Raw genomic sequence first — 15,136 nt, 5'->3', positions numbered from 1 at the left:
TATAAACATTTTACTCGCTGCAGCGGCATTTAACTTTAAAAGGATGATGAATAAATGGAAATCTTCCATTTGCCAAATTTTAAATGTACTTTTATTCGTGATAACTTTAACTTGGAATCAAAAATTCCAGAAAATATCAATATTAAAATTTTAGAAATTGAAAATCATAGTGTTTTTAAGCGCTGACTAATTACATCTTCAAAGTAATTTTGTTTAAAAAGCCACTGTAATTTTCTAACTCCAGCGGTACATCTGCATTTTTTTCCATATCGTGAAAATGGTGTGTACCTATCAATTCCATACCTGTAAAAGCATTCATTCTGTGAAACCCAAACATAACCCCTTCATCAACACTTTTTTGATCGAAAAACTCATTTTCTAAGGTAAAAGCTGTTTTGGGTGCATTCCAACTAGTGGTGAGTATGTATTTTTTTCCATGCATCAATCCACCAGTTCCGTAGTTAATATCTGGATTTGTTCTGCTTCTTCCGTCGCTTTTATAAATTCCGTTTTGATGCCCTTCGGTAAAAACTTCATCGATATATTTTTTGAAACCAAATGGAATCTGAAACCACCAAATAAGGGGTGTGGTAAATAACGATATCTGCCCATTTAAATTTTTCTACTTCTTCTTTTGCATCATAATCGTCACCAGCCTGAGTAGATTTTACAGCAAAATTCTCATTTGAATCAAAGTAACCCATTGTAGTATTGAAAAGTGTTTCGTTAAATCGACCTCCAGAATGTGCAAATGGATGACCTCCATTTATTATAAATATATTTTTCATCTTTCTTTGTTTAATTATGGGGCAAAATTAAGTTGCTTTTTTGTATTGTAAAAATAATACAAATCATACCTTTGTATTATAATATTAATAGTTATGGTCAATTTAGAATGGTATAGAACGTTTAAAGAAGTATATGAAAACGGCACTTTAACTAAAGCGTCAATTGCTTTATATTCATCTCAACCTGGTGTTAGCGTGCACTTGAATGCATTAGAAGCCTATGTTGGAAAAAAATTATTTGAACGCACGTCGAGAAAAATGATTCCTACAGAGGATGGAAAATTTTTATACGAATACATTATAGAATCGCTGAACAAGCTGGAAATTGCCGAACACCATTTTAAAAGAACCACACAAGAAACAAATCCTTCTATAAATATTGGTATGTGTTCTGAGATGTTCCAACTCATTATTGAACCCGAAATTCCGAAGTTGGATTTTGACCTAGTGGCACGATTTGGTGCGCATACCGATTTAATAAAAGACTTGAATAATGGCATTTTAGATTTAGTGATTACGCCCAGAAAACAAAATGATAAAAAATCGCTGGTGGAGTATGTCCCTTTTTCGAAAGAAAGAATTATTCTCATTGCAGGAAATAAAACGGATACGACCGAGATAAAAAAGCAGATCGAAGCTAATAATTTGAATGCCTTAGAAGCAGAATTATTGAAAAAGAGTTGGTATAGTTCCTCCAACGAAATGGAGCATTTTAGACGTTTTTGGTTTGAGAATTTCAATAAAAAACCTTCTTTTAAACCCAACTATATTTTGCCTAATATCACTTCTATCATTCGATGTTTATCTAATGAAAATGGATTGGCTTTAGTGCCTGATTTTCTATGCCAAAAGGAGATTTCGAATAAAGAGATCAATGTAGTTTGGGAAGGAAAAGTAAAAACCGAAAACACCTTGTATTTTGCCTCAAGAACAGATTTGAAATACAAGAAAGAACTAGAGGTGCTTCGAAATATATTTACAGCAAAGATGAAGTAAACACAATATATATATTTAAAAATTTTCATTGTTTTATCTTACATTAGCATAATAGATAAAGTATCATAGTAGTGATACATATGCACACATAACTGGGGAGCTTTGTATAGTTTTGTGATACATATAAATGAGTTGTATGCCATTTGAGAGCAATATTATCGGAAATTGAGCAACATAGAATTATAACTATCTTGAACCGATTGAATAATATGAGACTTATCTAAATTCAAACCTTCTATATCGTCTATTTTATTAAATTCTCGCATATTAGTATTGCCCCACAAACTGAATTCAATGATTATTGGAGTTAATCGAATTCCTTTTTCTGTTAACAAATAAATATTCTCTTTTTTATTTTCAGGTATTTTTGTTTTGGATATTAATTTATAGGATTCCAATAATTTTAATCGTGCAGACAAAATACTTGGAGCAATCCTTTCGTCCGAATCTGATATTTCTTTGAACGTCTTTTTATGTTTAATTAACATATCTCGGATAATTAATAAAGACCATTTATCGCCTACAACATCTAATGCAGAAGATATTGGACAGCCAGAACGAAATTCTTTTATCATTTTTTACAAATTATTACTATTAATTCGATAGTAATTATTACTTTTGCTATCGAATTGAAAGCAAAAATACAAAAATTATGTTAGCAGGTCATTTTACTACCGCATTAATAGCGAAACAAAAATTCCCAAAAGGAACATTACTTTATTTTTTAATCATATCACAATTACAGGACTTATTGTGGTTTACTTTTCATTATTTAGGATTTGAACGCACTGACCCAAGTGATGCCTTTGATGCCACTTTAAGTAATATGGCAGTTGATATGTTATATAGTCATGATTTAGCGCCTTTATTATTCTGGCTAGCTCTTGCATTTATAATTGGAAAATTATTATTTAAAAGCACGAAAATAGGATTAGTAAGTATGGCTTTAGTCTTTGTACACTTTGTATTAGATTTCTTTTCTGGTCATATGCATCATCTGTTTGGGGCGGGTACAATGGAAGCTGGTCTTGGCTTGTATGCTTCTAGCACATATTTAGCCATTTTCATAGAAGCAATATTCAGCGTTGGAGCACTTTGGTATTTCTTTAGAGGAGAGGCAAAAAAAGGAATTATACGAACTACTAAAAATAAAGTAGCTATTATTTCTGTTTTCGCTTATGGAATTGTTTTTATGTCACTGATTGCAACCCGCTCGTTTAGAGATTTATTAAGTATTCCTGAATTTGATTTAGGATTTAACACCAATATGCCTACCCTAATTTTTACTTATAGTGCAATGTTGTTTTGTTTAAATTATTTTGTTCAGAAATACAAGGTGAACTAAAAAACAGAACTATGATTGAAGGAATTATCAGCTTTCTAAAAGAATTGAAAGTTCGTAACGAGTACTTATTTTACTTTGGTTTATTATGTGTAATTCTTTCAATAGTTTGCATCGTTCTAACCAAAACAACATCTAAACAAGTTCACGGAGTCAACGCTTGGTTTAAGCCTTTCAAATTTGCAGTTTCAATAGGATTATACTCTTGGACTATGGCTTGGTACTGCCATTATCTGTTCGATTTTAATGTAACACCATTTAATTGGACAGTTATTACATTATTTGGTTTTGAACTTATATATATTATTTTCCAAGCATCAAAAGGACAATTGTCTCACTTCAATATTAGCACACCAACATATTCACTTCTATATTCGTTAATGGGTTTAGTAGCAGTACTTGTTACACTATATACGGCTTATATTGGCTTGCTGTTTTTCACACAGTCTTTTCCAAATTTACCAACTTATTATGTTTGGTCAATTCGTTTGGGTATCTTGATTTTTGTTATTTTTTCATTTGAAGGAGGTTTAATGGGTTCTCGTATGAACCACAGCGTTGGAGCTATCAATGATAATTCGAATTGGTGGATTGTAGGTTAAAGTAAAACTGTAGGCGATTTGAGAGTTTCTCACTTTATTGGAATGCACGCTTTACAATTACTACCATTGCTTTCCTTTTACATTTTTAAAAATACAAAAGCAACAATAGTTATTTCAATACTTTACGGACTTCTTGCAGCATCAACATTAATACAGGCATTATATGGCAAACCTATTGTTACTCAAAAGAAAGTAAAAAAATCGGAATAAAAAACGGCATGCAACAATGTATAAAAGCAATAGCGGTATAGGTTTTAACTTGAACCGTTTTTGTTTTTAATTAATTATATTGCTACACGAAAGTAAGTGCGTATAAACCCGCTACTATTCTTATACTAACCGTTAGCAAAAATAACTCGCTGACTCGCAAAACATTACCTCATAAAGCTATTGTATTTTTGCAGCAGCTTTTTGGGCTTAAAATTTAGTAATGAAAGAAAAAATTATAATTATAGGTGGTGGATTAAGCGGATTAACGTTAGCTTATTTATTATCAAAAAGAGGAATAGAATCAAAAATTTTAGAAGCCTCTTCAAGAGTTGGTGGAAGAATTCAAACCAAAAAAGGAACATTAGAAACACCTTTAGAGTTGGGAGCAACCTGGTTTTCGGATATGCACCAGAATTTATTGGCGCTTATAAATGAATTGGGTTTAGAAAAATATCCGCAATTTTCAAAAGGCACTTCCCTATTTCAAACTAAATCATTTGAACCACCGCAACAGTTTTTTGTTCCAGAATCAGAAAGTCCATCATACCGTTTAAAAGGAGGAACACAAAACCTAATAGATACATTAGCTCAAAAATTACCTTCTGAAAATATACGTCTGAATACAAAAGTTGTTGGTATTACTGAATTTGATAGCGAAATAATAGTTGAAATTTCCAATGGAGAAAAACTTTATGCAGATAAAGTTATACTCTGTTTACCACCACAATTAATAAGTTCCAACATTATTTTTTCACCTAAATTACCTGATGCTGTTTCGCTTATTTTACCAACGGTTCAAACTTGGATGGCAGGTGCTATAAAATTTGTGTTAGAATATGAAGCGCCTTTTTGGAGAAATAATGGGTTTTCTGGAATGTTGTACAGTCATTCAGGAATTGTTTCAGAAATGTACGATCACACCAATTTTGAAGAAAATAAATTTGGGTTTACCGGATTTTTGAATGGTGGAGCTACAACTTATTCACAAGAAGTAAGAAAAGAATTCGTACTAAAGCAATTAGCAGAACTTTTAGGAGCAGAAGCGTCAAATCCAGTAAATTATTTTGACAAAATTTGGACGGACGAATTTATAATAAGCGGAAATCAAATGATACAAAGACCGCATCAAAACAATGGGCATTCCGTTTTACAAAATAGTTATATGAATGGAAGAGTATTATTTTCAGGAACAGAAACAGCCACAGAATTTGGAGGTTATATGGAAGGTGCTGTTATTTCTGCTTTGAGAATTGCAGATGGATTTTAATATTTTAGTTTAATGTGCAGATATGCTATCATTTTAGTCCTTTAGTTGTTCTTTTAAGTAGATTTTGCCTAACCGACGTAAATCAGAAAAACTCACAATAACTCTGAAAAATATACATTTTTGAAAGTTCCAAAATTAGCTTGAATTTAACCTACTATAAATTATTACATTTAATGCTTTATATTTGCAGCCTATTTTTAAACAAAAAATAAAATTGCATCCCTCTACAATAAAACACCACTCGACCAATGATTTAGTTAGATTAATAGGCGATTTACCACAGGAATCAGAGGGGTTGCATGTGTATATTTCGAAAAACGAATTCAACGAAATTCCGGTTAGTTATCCCTTTCGAACAGACAATCATACTTTCCTATTAATCCTTAAAGGCGAAATTCACATTCAGCTGAATCTGATTCACTATGTGTTGGGTGCAAATGAAATGGTGGTTATAAAACCGCACACTGTAATGCATATTTTAAAAATGAGCACCGACTTAAAGTTGGTAGGCTTTAGTTTTTCGAATGAATTCATTCTTCAAAATAACTTTAAAAAGACAGATTATGATGCTTTGAATTTCTTCACAGCAAGCAATATACCGAAATTAAAATTATCTAAGGAAGAAAGAGTGGCTAACCTTTCGTTAGCTAAACTATTGGCAAAAAATAACAAAACAACAGAGATTGCTTTGCCTTTTCGAAAAGAAATAATTCGGCATGGATTTATCACCTTAATGTATCATTTAGCAGCAATATTCAGAACCACTCATCCTAATCTTGAAGCTGAATTTTCTCGACAAGAAGATCTTACGCTACGTTTTCTAGCTATTTTGAATCTTAATTTCAAAAAAGAACGCACCGTGCAATTTTATGCCGATGAACTTGCAGTGACTACTGGTCATTTATCCAAAGTGTTGAAAGATGTTTCTGGAAAAACAGCAAGCCAACTGATTGAGGACGCCGTAATTATGGAAGCCCGACTTTTATTGGAAAATCCCTCTATGACTATTGCGCAAGTAGCAGACGAATTGCAGTTTAGCGATCAGTCGTTTTTTGGGAAATATTTCAAAAAGCAAACCGGTTTTTCTCCATCTAAATATAAAAACATAGCCTAAAACTATTTTTAGACCAACCAAACACTTTAAAAACGCAATTTAAAGCAATTTTTGGAATATTACAAATTCTAAAAATAATCGATATTGACCAAAAACACCCTTCTTTAGACCTTTTTTAAAAGTTAGCATTGTATCAATTTTGCAGAGTAATTTTTTTTAAAACAAATACTCACATAATTGCCACTATGAAACAATTAGCTCTCTTAGCCACTTTTATTTTTTTACTAAATAGTTGTGCCGATAAAGAAGAAACAAAACAAGAAGAAACCGCTGCCAAGGTTAGCGTAAAAGAAATCACCACTACCTCTGAAAATGAAACGCTTAAATACAGCGGAACCATCGAAGCAGACAATACTGTTTCGATAGGGTTTGCCGTTGCAGGACGAATCTCATACGTAGTGGTTGATGAAGGACAAAGAGTGCAAAAAGGACAACTACTAGCATCAATTGATGCAACTACTTACCAAAATGCATTTGATATTGCCAATGCAGGCTTAGAACTAGCCAATGATAATTTTAAGAGATTAAATGGTCTATTCCAAAAAGGAAGTTTGCCAGAACGCGATTTTATCACAGTTAAAGTTGTTGTAGCGCAAGCAAACGCCAATAGAAATTTAGCAGCTAAGAATCTATCAGACACAAAATTATACGCGCCATTTTCTGGAATTATCACTGCAAAACAGACTGAAATTGGAGCGACAGCAGCTCCCGGTATTCCAGCATTTACCATTATGAAAACAGATAAAGTCTATGCTAAAGCTTCTATTACTGAGTCTGAAATCTCAAAGTTAAAAATCGGAACTCCTGCAACGGTAGAAATTGCTTCAATGGGTGAAACTTTTAATGGTCAAGTGGCTATTGTGAATCCAGTTGCTGACGCTTTAACAAGAACATTTAATGTAAAAGTTAGATTAAATAATTCTCAGAACAAATTGCTCCCAGGGATGATTAGTGATATCAAAATTGAAACGAATAATAAACAAAATATAATTGCAATACCAGCTGGCTCTATAATTAGAGATGCCAATAATATTAACTATGTGTTTGTCGCACAAAACAATAAAGCGATTAAAAAAAGAGTATCTCTTGGTGGTTTTAGTGGTAATGAAGTCATTGTTACAGATGGTTTAACAGCACTAGAACATCTTATAATTTCAGGACATAGAACTTTAAAAGACGGACAAACGATAAAACTGTCATCTAAATAAAATCCCATTTTAAAATGAAGAGCGTAAAAATAAATTTTATAGAGGCGGCAATGAAATACCGACAGGTAACCATTGTTTTGACTACATTATTAATGCTGTTAGGAATATATTCTTTAGCAACGATGGCCCGTAGTGAAGATCCGCATATTACGGTTCGTAAGGGATTGGTTATCGCTGCTTTCCCAGGAGCAGATGAAGAACAAGTCGAAAAACAATTAACCGATCAATTAGAACAATATTTATTTAGTTTTGAAGAAATAAGAAAAGAAAAAACAATTTCTGAAACTAAAGAAGGTCAAGTAATTATAACAGCTGAGCTAAATGAAAATGTAAAAGATACGGATCGTTTTTGGGCAACACTTCAACATGGCTTAAATACCACATTCAGACAAGATTTTGCAGTTCCACAAGGGATTGTTGGTCCTATGGTAAATAGTGATTTTGGAGATGTTGTGGCGCAGATGATTACAGTTTCGGCACCAGGCCGTAGTTATGCTGAAATAGAATCGTATTTAGATGTGTTAGAAGATGGGCTAAAAACCATAAATGAAACTTCTAAAATAAAACGATATGGCGGACAAAAACAACAAATATATGTGACGGTATTAGATGAAAAACTAAAACAATATGGTTTCGATTTTTCAACAATTGCCCAAGTCATACAAATGCAAAATAATACGGGCTACTCTGGCGGAATTACATTAAAAAATTCCGAAGTATCCGTTTTTACAAAAAACCAATATAAAAACGAAGCCGATTTAGGAAACCAAATTATATACAGTAACCCAGATGGTAAAGTAGTACGTTTAAAAGATGTGGCTATAATTGAACGTCGTTATGAAGAAACGTCGAGTTTCATTCAAGTGGACAACGATAAAGTAATGATGCTTACGGTAGAAATACAGCCGGGAAATAACATCGTTCAGTTTGGAGAAAAGCTTACCGAAAAAATAGACTTTATAAAAAAGCAATTACCACAAGATGTATCCATCAATACTATTGTAGATCAACCTGCAGTTGTAAAAGGTAGTATCAGCCACTTTATGCTGGAATTTATCATTGCTATTTTAGCAGTAATAATTGTAGTTATTATACTACTACCCTTCAGAGTTGCTTTTGTTTCTGCTATCGCCTGTCCTATAGCCATAGTGATCACCTTTGGCATACTAAATATGATTGGTATTGAAATACACCAAGTAACGCTTGCCGCATTAATTATTGTTTTGGGAATGGTTGTAGATAATGCTATTGTGGTAGTGGATAATTATATAGAAAAATTAGATGAGGGCTTAGATCGTTGGACAGCCGCATGGCAAAGTGCTACACAATTAATGGTGCCCATTTTTACAGCAACCATGGCAATTATTTTTGCTTTTTTACCATTGGCTTTTTTCTTAAATGGTATCGCTAAGGAGTTTATTCAAGCACTACCAATTGCTGTGGCAGTTGCCTTATTTGCATCTTTACTTGTGGCGTTATTATTAACGCCCTACATGTGCTATGTATTTATTAAAAAGGGATTAAAACATAAAGTAAGCAATCATCTAGAAAATAAATCATTGCTAGATAGATTGCAAACTGTATTTAACAAAGCGTTAGACTTTAGCTTTAGATATCCAAAAACTACATTACTAGTAGGCTTATCTTCGGTTGTATTAGCTTTTGGTCTTGCTACAGGCTTGGAACAAGAATTGTTTCCAACAGCCGAAAGAAATCAATTTAATATAGAAGTTTGGTTGCCAAATGGTGGAAGTTTAGAACAAACAGAAGCTGCTGTTAATCGCATTGAAAAAGAAATTAAAGGAGATAAAAGAGTCTTGGGTGTTGCTAGTTTTGTTGGCACCAGTTCACCTCGTTTTCATTCTACGTACGCGCCAGAATTTCCACGTAAAAACTTTGCACAAATTTTCATAACCACTACAGGAAAAGAAGCAACGCAAGAATTAGCAGATGCCTATCTAAAAAAGTTTGATGGCTTTATACCCGATGGTTATATTAGAATTAGACAATTGTCTATGAAAGATACACCTGCACCAATAGAAGTGCGTATTGTGGGAGAGGATTTAACCAAGCAAAAACAAGTTGCAGAACAAGTAACTTCTATATTAAATAATGAAGAAGGTACAAACTGGGTGAGATCTTCATATCAGGATGATTATTATGGTGTTAATGTCAATTTAAAAGATGATAAAGCAAATAGACTAGGCGTTACTAATACTATGGTTTCACAAACATTAGGTGCAGGATTAAAGGGGTATCCAGTTTCCACATTATATGAAGGTGATAAAGCAGTCGATATTGTATTGCGTTACAATGCCAATAATCGTGAAAATATAAGTGATTTGGGTGCACTTTCTATTTCTACTATGTTCGGTACTAAAGTGCCTTTAAAAGAAGTGGCAACCATTACACCAGAATGGCATACAGGAGTTATTACACATCGCAATGGTTTAAGAACATTAACTGTTCTTGCCGAAACGCAAATGGGATTAAAGGCTGCTACGGTTCAAAAGGATATTATGCCAAAAATTGCCAATTTAAAATTACCAGATGGTATAACTATTAATTATGGTGGCGAATATGAAAGCACCAACGAAACGGCTCCAGGCATGATGATGTCCTTAAGCATTAGTTTAGTATTAATATTCTTGGTATTACTATTTCAATTTAAAGATTTCACCAAAGTATTGGTTATACTAGCTACATTTCCGTTAAGTCTCTTAGGAGCCTTTTCAGGGTTGATTTTAACAAATAACCCGCTTGGTTTCACCGCATTTATGGGAATTATAAGCTTAATCGGTATTGTGGTAAGAAACGGAATTATACTGGTAGATTATGCAGATGAATTGGTGTTACAACATGGCTATACTATAAAAGCAGCGGCTAAAGCTTCTGGTAAAAGACATATGCGTCCTATATTCTTAACTTCTATTGCTGCTGCCGTGGGAGTCGTGCCAATGATTGTTGGCAAATCTCCGCTTTGGGCTCCTTTAGGAAGTGTATTAGCAGTTGGTTTAATTGTCTCTATGATTTTAACCTTATTTATTGTGCCTGTTTTGTATTATAAGTTTGTGAAACCTAAACCTGATGCTATACATCCACATTCAGAAATTAATGAATTTGAACCTATACTTTACAAACCTAAGAAAAGTAGAACATCAAGAAAAATAGGGGTCTTACAACACAAATTCAAAAAACGATTTAAATAAAAAAACCGCCGACTACCGCTTCCTTTCTTCATAGCAATTTTAGCCTAAAAGTGAAGTGGTAGGCACTATATTTTAAAAATTAATAATGAAAACATATAAATACATCCTTTCTTTTGTTTTTCTATTGCTTATCACATTTCAAAGCTTACAAGCACAAGATCAAATATTAACCTTGGAACAAGCCAAAACCTTAGCAAAAACAAATAATAAAAAGACAAAACGTGCGTCACAAAATATAGCCGCAGCAGAAGCGGCAAAAGCTTCGGTTTATGCATCAGATAAACCATTTATAGACGCTAGTGCTTTGGGTTTGCACGTAGGCGAACCTTTAAGCGCCTTGTTGCCAGCATACAATGCCAATATATCTTTGGGGATAACCCAAGTGATCTATGCCGGTGGAAAAATAAATACTGCAAAAAAAATCAGTACGACAGCTGTAGATTTATACACCTCGCAAAAGGAACTCACCGAAGCCGAAGTTTTATTAGATGTAGAAACAACCTACTGGCAAATCATTAATACCAAAGGAAAAATTGAGCTTTCTTCCAAATACAATGCAATGTTGAATCAATTATTGAAGGATTTAAACAACACGTACAATGCAGGAATCATCTACAAAAATGATGTTTTGCGTGTACAAGTACAACTCAATCAAGCGCAATTAGATTTATGGAAAGCCAAAGATGCTTTGACTATTTTAAATTTAAAAATGGCGCAATTAATTGGTTCGAAAGAAACAGAATTTACCATTGAAGATGCTGAGATCGAGATTAATGCTATCGAAAGTCAGCTTTCACAGGAAAACGAGATTGCTAATCGTCCAGAAATTAAAATGTTGCAAAAAGCGGTTTCTATAGAAGAATTGAAATCAAAACTACTTGAAGGAGACAGAAAACCAACAGTCGCTTTGAATGTAAGTGGATTATATGGCCTGGGTAAAGGAATTAATTTTGCTACGGGCGATAATAACTTTGGTTCCTACTATGCCATGTTGAGCGTAAATGTACCCGTTTTTGATTGGGGAGGTCGCAAACAAAAAGTAAAAGAACAAGATTTTAAAGTAGAAGCACAAAAATTTGAATTGGAACAAACCCAAGAATTTGTAGCTATCGAAATTGCAAATGCAAAACTAGAAATGCTTCGTGCTAAAGAACGGATAGAAATCACCCGAAAATCATTGGCACAAGCAGATGAAAACTTACGCTTAAACAACGACCGTTTTGATGCCGGAACGGTAATAGGAAAAGATGTTCTAGAAGCACAAGTTTTATGGCAAACCGCTTTCTCTGATGTAATAGATGCCAAAGCATCGTTCAAAATTAGCGAAGCCAATTACAAAAAAGCGACTTCAAGTTTAGAATAACATAAAAACAGTTGGAATGAAAAACAAAACCAAAAATCTAATATCGAAAACCCTGCTGTACTTTTTTGTAGCAGCGCAATCAATCATTTAAAAAAGAAATCATTTGAGTTTGTAAGTTCCTTATTTCTCTATGGATTGGTGACACAAGTGGGATTGGATTATTTGCAAATACTATTGCCTTAGTTCCTATTAAACAAAAAAACAACTATATTTATAGGTGTCTAAAGGGTGCACGGATATCTTTTTTATCCGTTGTAGTCATTGGAGTACTGTAAAATGCTATTTATTAAAGAGTTCAAAATTAAAGAAGATGACAGAAAACAGTAAAATAACGTCAATAGTAGTAACTGATTTTGAAGAAAACGAAATATACTTAATGGCAAAGTACAAAGGTAAAAATCTGTTACTTATCATTTACCGAAATCAATGTTTGGGCTGCTCGGGAAGAGCCATTCCATTAGCCTATGTCTTACAAAAAGAGTTTAAGGATTTACAAGTTATTAGCATTCATACCAATTTTGGAAACACAAAAACTACTAAAGAAGAAATTCATAGCATTTTTACAATTGATGAACTGCCTTTTCCTATTTACATTGATGAAAAGCACCAAGTTTACGATCAGTTCAATTCAGAAGGAACACCGCAATGGTTAATTATAAATCATGAAGGTATTCTTTTTCGATCGTTGTTTGGCTCGCAAGAAGGAGCACAAATTAGGTTAAAGTATGCTTTGGAGGCCTTAATGAATTTTAAGTCTAATTTATAAAAGGAAAAGGATCATTTCACAATCCTTGCACTTATTATAGGTTGTAACTAATGTTAAAAGAGGTGTCGTTTACTGTTGCTCGAATCCCTTGGGTCAAAAATTAGCTACCAACAAGCTTCATTTCTCAGATTGGTGTTTCAGCAGAACATTTAAGTTGTATACGAAAAGAAATACATGATGCAATATGAAAGAAATACTTTCCCCGTCAGAAGCACAAAAGCTAGTGCTGCTCTCTCAACGCGTTTTGCCAGATATAGTAAACGGAACTGCTATAGATACTACGCTGGTTAGTATTGAACATCTTGGTTATGTGCAAATAGATACCATATCTGCTATTCAGCGTGCCCATCACCATACGCTATGGAATAGAAATCCTGAATACGAACTATCTCATATTGATACCTTAATTGAATCTAAACAGCTATTCGAATATTGGTCGCATGCTGCTGCATATCTGCCCATGCGCGACTATAAGTTTTCGCTTCCCCGTAAAGAGGCTATTCTGAAAAACGAACAAAGTCATTGGTTTCAGAAAGATGTCAAACTAATGGATTCTATACTAAAACGCATAGAAAACGAAGGGCCTTTAATGGCAAAAGACTTTGAACACAAGGCTAAATTGGGAGAATGGCAAAGCAAACCGGCAAAACAAGCATTGGAGAATTTGTTTATGCAAGGGGATTTGATGATTTCGAGTCGGAAGAATTTTCATAAAGTGTATGACCTAACGGAACGTGTCCTACCCAACAACATTGATACTACTTGTCCTAGTCAGCAACAACATATCCGGTTTTTAATTAGTAGCTATTTAAGGTCCAATGGTATTGGTCAAGCGAGTGAAATCGCCTATTTACTTAAAAACACCAAAACACTTGTCGCTTCCGAATTAAAGGAGATGCATGAAAGCAATGAAGTAGTGCAATTAAGCGTAAACGGACAACTATATTACGCCTTTCCTGATACTTTGAATTTGGTAAATACCCCTATCAAAAGTCAGCTGAAAATTCTTTCTCCTTTTGATAATTTATTGATTCAGCGCAAACGCATGCAGCACTTATTTGATTTTGAATACAAAATTGAAAGTTACACTCCCGAAGCGAAACGTAAATACGGCTATTTTTCATTACCCATTCTTTGGGAAGGTAAATTAGTGGCCAGAATGGATTGTAAGGCTGATAGAAAGAGTGCAATGCTTCATATTCATCATTTGTTTTTTGAAGAAAATTTTTCTTTTAATGATGCGTTTAAAGTTACCTTTTCAAAAGAGATAGCAGCATTCAAACGTTTTAATGATTGCTCAGAGGTAAAAATTCACAAAACGACACCAAGCGCGTTACTTCATACGATGCAATCCATTTCTTAGCAAATTGCAACGTTTATTTTCTTCCACTTGAACTATCTTTACATCAAATTTAAATATAGAATTGCAATGGAAAATAAAGTTTTTAATTTGAAACAATTTGTTATTATCACTCTAATAACCAGCATTTGGATAAATATTGCAGAAGTAGCAAGAGCGATGTTTGTTACCTTCCCGTTGATGGAAAAATTCTTTGCAGGCAGAATACCAATTGGCGCAATGGAAGTGAGTAATGCTTGATTTGGGGAATTTGGGATACTTTATTGTCTGCAGTTTTAGTATTTATATTTTGGCTTTGTTCCGTTGCTTTTGGGAATAACTTAAAATCAATTATTATTTCAGGTACAACTACTGCTTTTGCAACCATTGGTATTTTCTGGATTGCCAGTGTCAATACAGGTTTGGGGGTGTGGAGTACGGCTGCAATTTTATTTCCCATCGCTTGGGCTGAGATGATTATTGGAGCTTTTATAGCGTCAAAACTGTATTGAAAAACAAATAAAAATGGCTGTTTCAAAGGATTTTACACAATTTGTTCTGGACCAATTATCGGGTTGGAGTAATGTGCATATCAATAAAATGTTTGGTTGTGTTGCATTGTATCAGGATGATTTAGCTTTTGGAATTATTGCAAACGATATGGTTTATCTGAAAGTAGATGACACCAATAAGGCTAAATTTATTGAATCTGGTTCGGTTCCATTAAAACCTTTTAAAAGTAATGCAACCGTGCTTTCATTTTACAGTATTCCAGCTGCTATATTAGAAGATTCTGAGGCGTTTATTAGATGGGCAAAAGAATCATTGGAAATTCAAAAAAAACGAAACAAATAAAGTCGAATAATAGGGAAAATTAAACCTATTGTGGCTTAGTAAGGATAAGGATAGCTTTATTTTTGTTGTGGCATTGT

Annotated in this window: 14 protein-coding genes and 1 pseudogene; 13 read left to right on the top strand and 2 right to left on the bottom strand. The window is 33.6% G+C overall.

Features of this window, described 5'->3' with window-relative positions:
- Positions 1–190: 190 nt before the first annotated feature.
- Positions 191–788 (bottom strand): annotated as a pseudogene (locus tag HNQ03_RS05965) (NAD(P)H-dependent oxidoreductase).
- A 93-nt stretch (positions 789–881) separates the two neighbouring features.
- Here HNQ03_RS05965 and HNQ03_RS05960 point away from each other — a divergent pair.
- A complete protein-coding gene (locus tag HNQ03_RS05960) occupies positions 882–1,784 on the top strand; it encodes a LysR family transcriptional regulator (RefSeq protein WP_173778753.1) in 903 nt (300 codons plus the stop codon).
- Positions 1,785–1,939: 155 nt separating this feature from the next.
- Here HNQ03_RS05960 and HNQ03_RS05955 read toward each other — a convergent pair whose 3' ends face one another.
- The gene (locus tag HNQ03_RS05955) at positions 1,940–2,359 is read right to left on the bottom strand and encodes a winged helix-turn-helix transcriptional regulator (protein ID WP_173778752.1); all 420 of its coding nucleotides are present in this window, start codon (positions 2,357–2,359) and stop codon (positions 1,940–1,942) included.
- Positions 2,360–2,436: 77 nt separating this feature from the next.
- On the opposite strand from HNQ03_RS05955, the gene HNQ03_RS05950 reads away from it, so the two are divergent.
- The 12 genes from HNQ03_RS05950 (at position 2,437) to HNQ03_RS05895 (ending at position 15,059) form a co-directional block, all read left to right on the top strand.
- Complete coding sequence (locus HNQ03_RS05950) at positions 2,437–3,129, top strand: hypothetical protein (RefSeq protein WP_173778751.1); 693 nt, start codon at positions 2,437–2,439, stop codon at positions 3,127–3,129.
- Between the two features lie 209 nt (positions 3,130–3,338).
- Positions 3,339–3,728, top strand: a complete 390-nt coding sequence (locus HNQ03_RS16090; RefSeq protein WP_226927439.1) for a hypothetical protein — start codon at positions 3,339–3,341, stop codon at positions 3,726–3,728.
- Positions 3,729–4,158: 430 nt separating this feature from the next.
- On the top strand, positions 4,159–5,205 hold the full coding sequence (locus HNQ03_RS05940) for a flavin monoamine oxidase family protein (RefSeq protein WP_173778750.1): 1,047 nt from the start codon (positions 4,159–4,161) through the stop codon (positions 5,203–5,205).
- Positions 5,206–5,389: 184 nt separating this feature from the next.
- On the top strand, positions 5,390–6,319 hold the full coding sequence (locus HNQ03_RS05935; protein WP_226927438.1) for a helix-turn-helix domain-containing protein: 930 nt from the start codon (positions 5,390–5,392) through the stop codon (positions 6,317–6,319).
- 185 nt (positions 6,320–6,504) lie between these two features.
- Positions 6,505–7,527 carry an efflux RND transporter periplasmic adaptor subunit gene (locus HNQ03_RS05930; protein WP_173778748.1) on the top strand — a complete coding sequence of 341 codons (1,023 nt, stop codon included), beginning with the start codon at positions 6,505–6,507 and terminating at the stop codon, positions 7,525–7,527.
- A gap of 14 nt (positions 7,528–7,541) precedes the next feature.
- On the top strand, positions 7,542–10,736 hold the full coding sequence (locus tag HNQ03_RS05925) for an efflux RND transporter permease subunit (RefSeq protein WP_226927437.1): 3,195 nt from the start codon (positions 7,542–7,544) through the stop codon (positions 10,734–10,736).
- An 85-nt stretch (positions 10,737–10,821) separates the two neighbouring features.
- A complete protein-coding gene (locus tag HNQ03_RS05920) occupies positions 10,822–12,099 on the top strand; it encodes a TolC family protein (protein ID WP_173778747.1) in 1,278 nt (425 codons plus the stop codon).
- A 310-nt stretch (positions 12,100–12,409) separates the two neighbouring features.
- Positions 12,410–12,865: a TlpA family protein disulfide reductase gene (locus tag HNQ03_RS05915; protein WP_173778746.1), complete on the top strand. Its 456-nt coding sequence runs from the start codon at positions 12,410–12,412 to the stop codon at positions 12,863–12,865.
- Positions 12,866–13,049: 184 nt separating this feature from the next.
- The gene (locus HNQ03_RS05910; RefSeq protein ID WP_173778745.1) at positions 13,050–14,228 is read left to right on the top strand and encodes a winged helix-turn-helix domain-containing protein; all 1,179 of its coding nucleotides are present in this window, start codon (positions 13,050–13,052) and stop codon (positions 14,226–14,228) included.
- A 66-nt stretch (positions 14,229–14,294) separates the two neighbouring features.
- On the top strand, positions 14,295–14,465 hold the full coding sequence (locus HNQ03_RS05905) for a hypothetical protein (protein ID WP_173778744.1): 171 nt from the start codon (positions 14,295–14,297) through the stop codon (positions 14,463–14,465).
- A complete protein-coding gene (locus tag HNQ03_RS05900) occupies positions 14,462–14,716 on the top strand; it encodes a hypothetical protein (RefSeq protein ID WP_173778743.1) in 255 nt (84 codons plus the stop codon). Before HNQ03_RS05905 ends, HNQ03_RS05900 begins: the two co-directional genes overlap by 4 nt.
- A gap of 13 nt (positions 14,717–14,729) precedes the next feature.
- A complete protein-coding gene (locus tag HNQ03_RS05895) occupies positions 14,730–15,059 on the top strand; it encodes a TfoX/Sxy family protein (protein WP_173778742.1) in 330 nt (109 codons plus the stop codon).
- The last annotated feature ends 77 nt before the right edge of the window (positions 15,060–15,136 follow it).

It is taken from the genome of Frigoriflavimonas asaccharolytica (assembly GCF_013294015.1).
Classification (GTDB): Bacteria; Bacteroidota; Bacteroidia; order Flavobacteriales; family Weeksellaceae; genus Frigoriflavimonas; species Frigoriflavimonas asaccharolytica.
The sequence above is the reverse complement of the archived record's forward strand: the minus strand, read 5'-3'. Positions and strand labels throughout refer to the sequence as shown.

Bases quoted from the DNA above. Each gene is read 5' to 3' on its own strand.
- HNQ03_RS05940 (WP_173778750.1), top strand. From the start codon at position 4,159: ATGAAAGAAAAAATTATAATTATAGGTGGTGGATTAAGCGGATTAACG.
- HNQ03_RS16090 (WP_226927439.1), top strand. From the start codon at position 3,339: ATGGCTTGGTACTGCCATTATCTGTTCGATTTTAATGTAACACCATTT.
- HNQ03_RS05955 (WP_173778752.1), bottom strand. From the start codon at position 2,359: ATGATAAAAGAATTTCGTTCTGGCTGTCCAATATCTTCTGCATTAGAT.
- HNQ03_RS05910 (WP_173778745.1), top strand. From the start codon at position 13,050: ATGAAAGAAATACTTTCCCCGTCAGAAGCACAAAAGCTAGTGCTGCTC.
- HNQ03_RS05950 (WP_173778751.1), top strand. From the start codon at position 2,437: ATGTTAGCAGGTCATTTTACTACCGCATTAATAGCGAAACAAAAATTC.
- HNQ03_RS05895 (WP_173778742.1), top strand. From the start codon at position 14,730: ATGGCTGTTTCAAAGGATTTTACACAATTTGTTCTGGACCAATTATCG.
- HNQ03_RS05905 (WP_173778744.1), top strand. From the start codon at position 14,295: ATGGAAAATAAAGTTTTTAATTTGAAACAATTTGTTATTATCACTCTA.
- HNQ03_RS05930 (WP_173778748.1), top strand. From the start codon at position 6,505: ATGAAACAATTAGCTCTCTTAGCCACTTTTATTTTTTTACTAAATAGT.
- HNQ03_RS05915 (WP_173778746.1), top strand. From the start codon at position 12,410: ATGACAGAAAACAGTAAAATAACGTCAATAGTAGTAACTGATTTTGAA.
- HNQ03_RS05925 (WP_226927437.1), top strand. From the start codon at position 7,542: ATGAAGAGCGTAAAAATAAATTTTATAGAGGCGGCAATGAAATACCGA.
- HNQ03_RS05920 (WP_173778747.1), top strand. From the start codon at position 10,822: ATGAAAACATATAAATACATCCTTTCTTTTGTTTTTCTATTGCTTATC.
- HNQ03_RS05960 (WP_173778753.1), top strand. From the start codon at position 882: ATGGTCAATTTAGAATGGTATAGAACGTTTAAAGAAGTATATGAAAAC.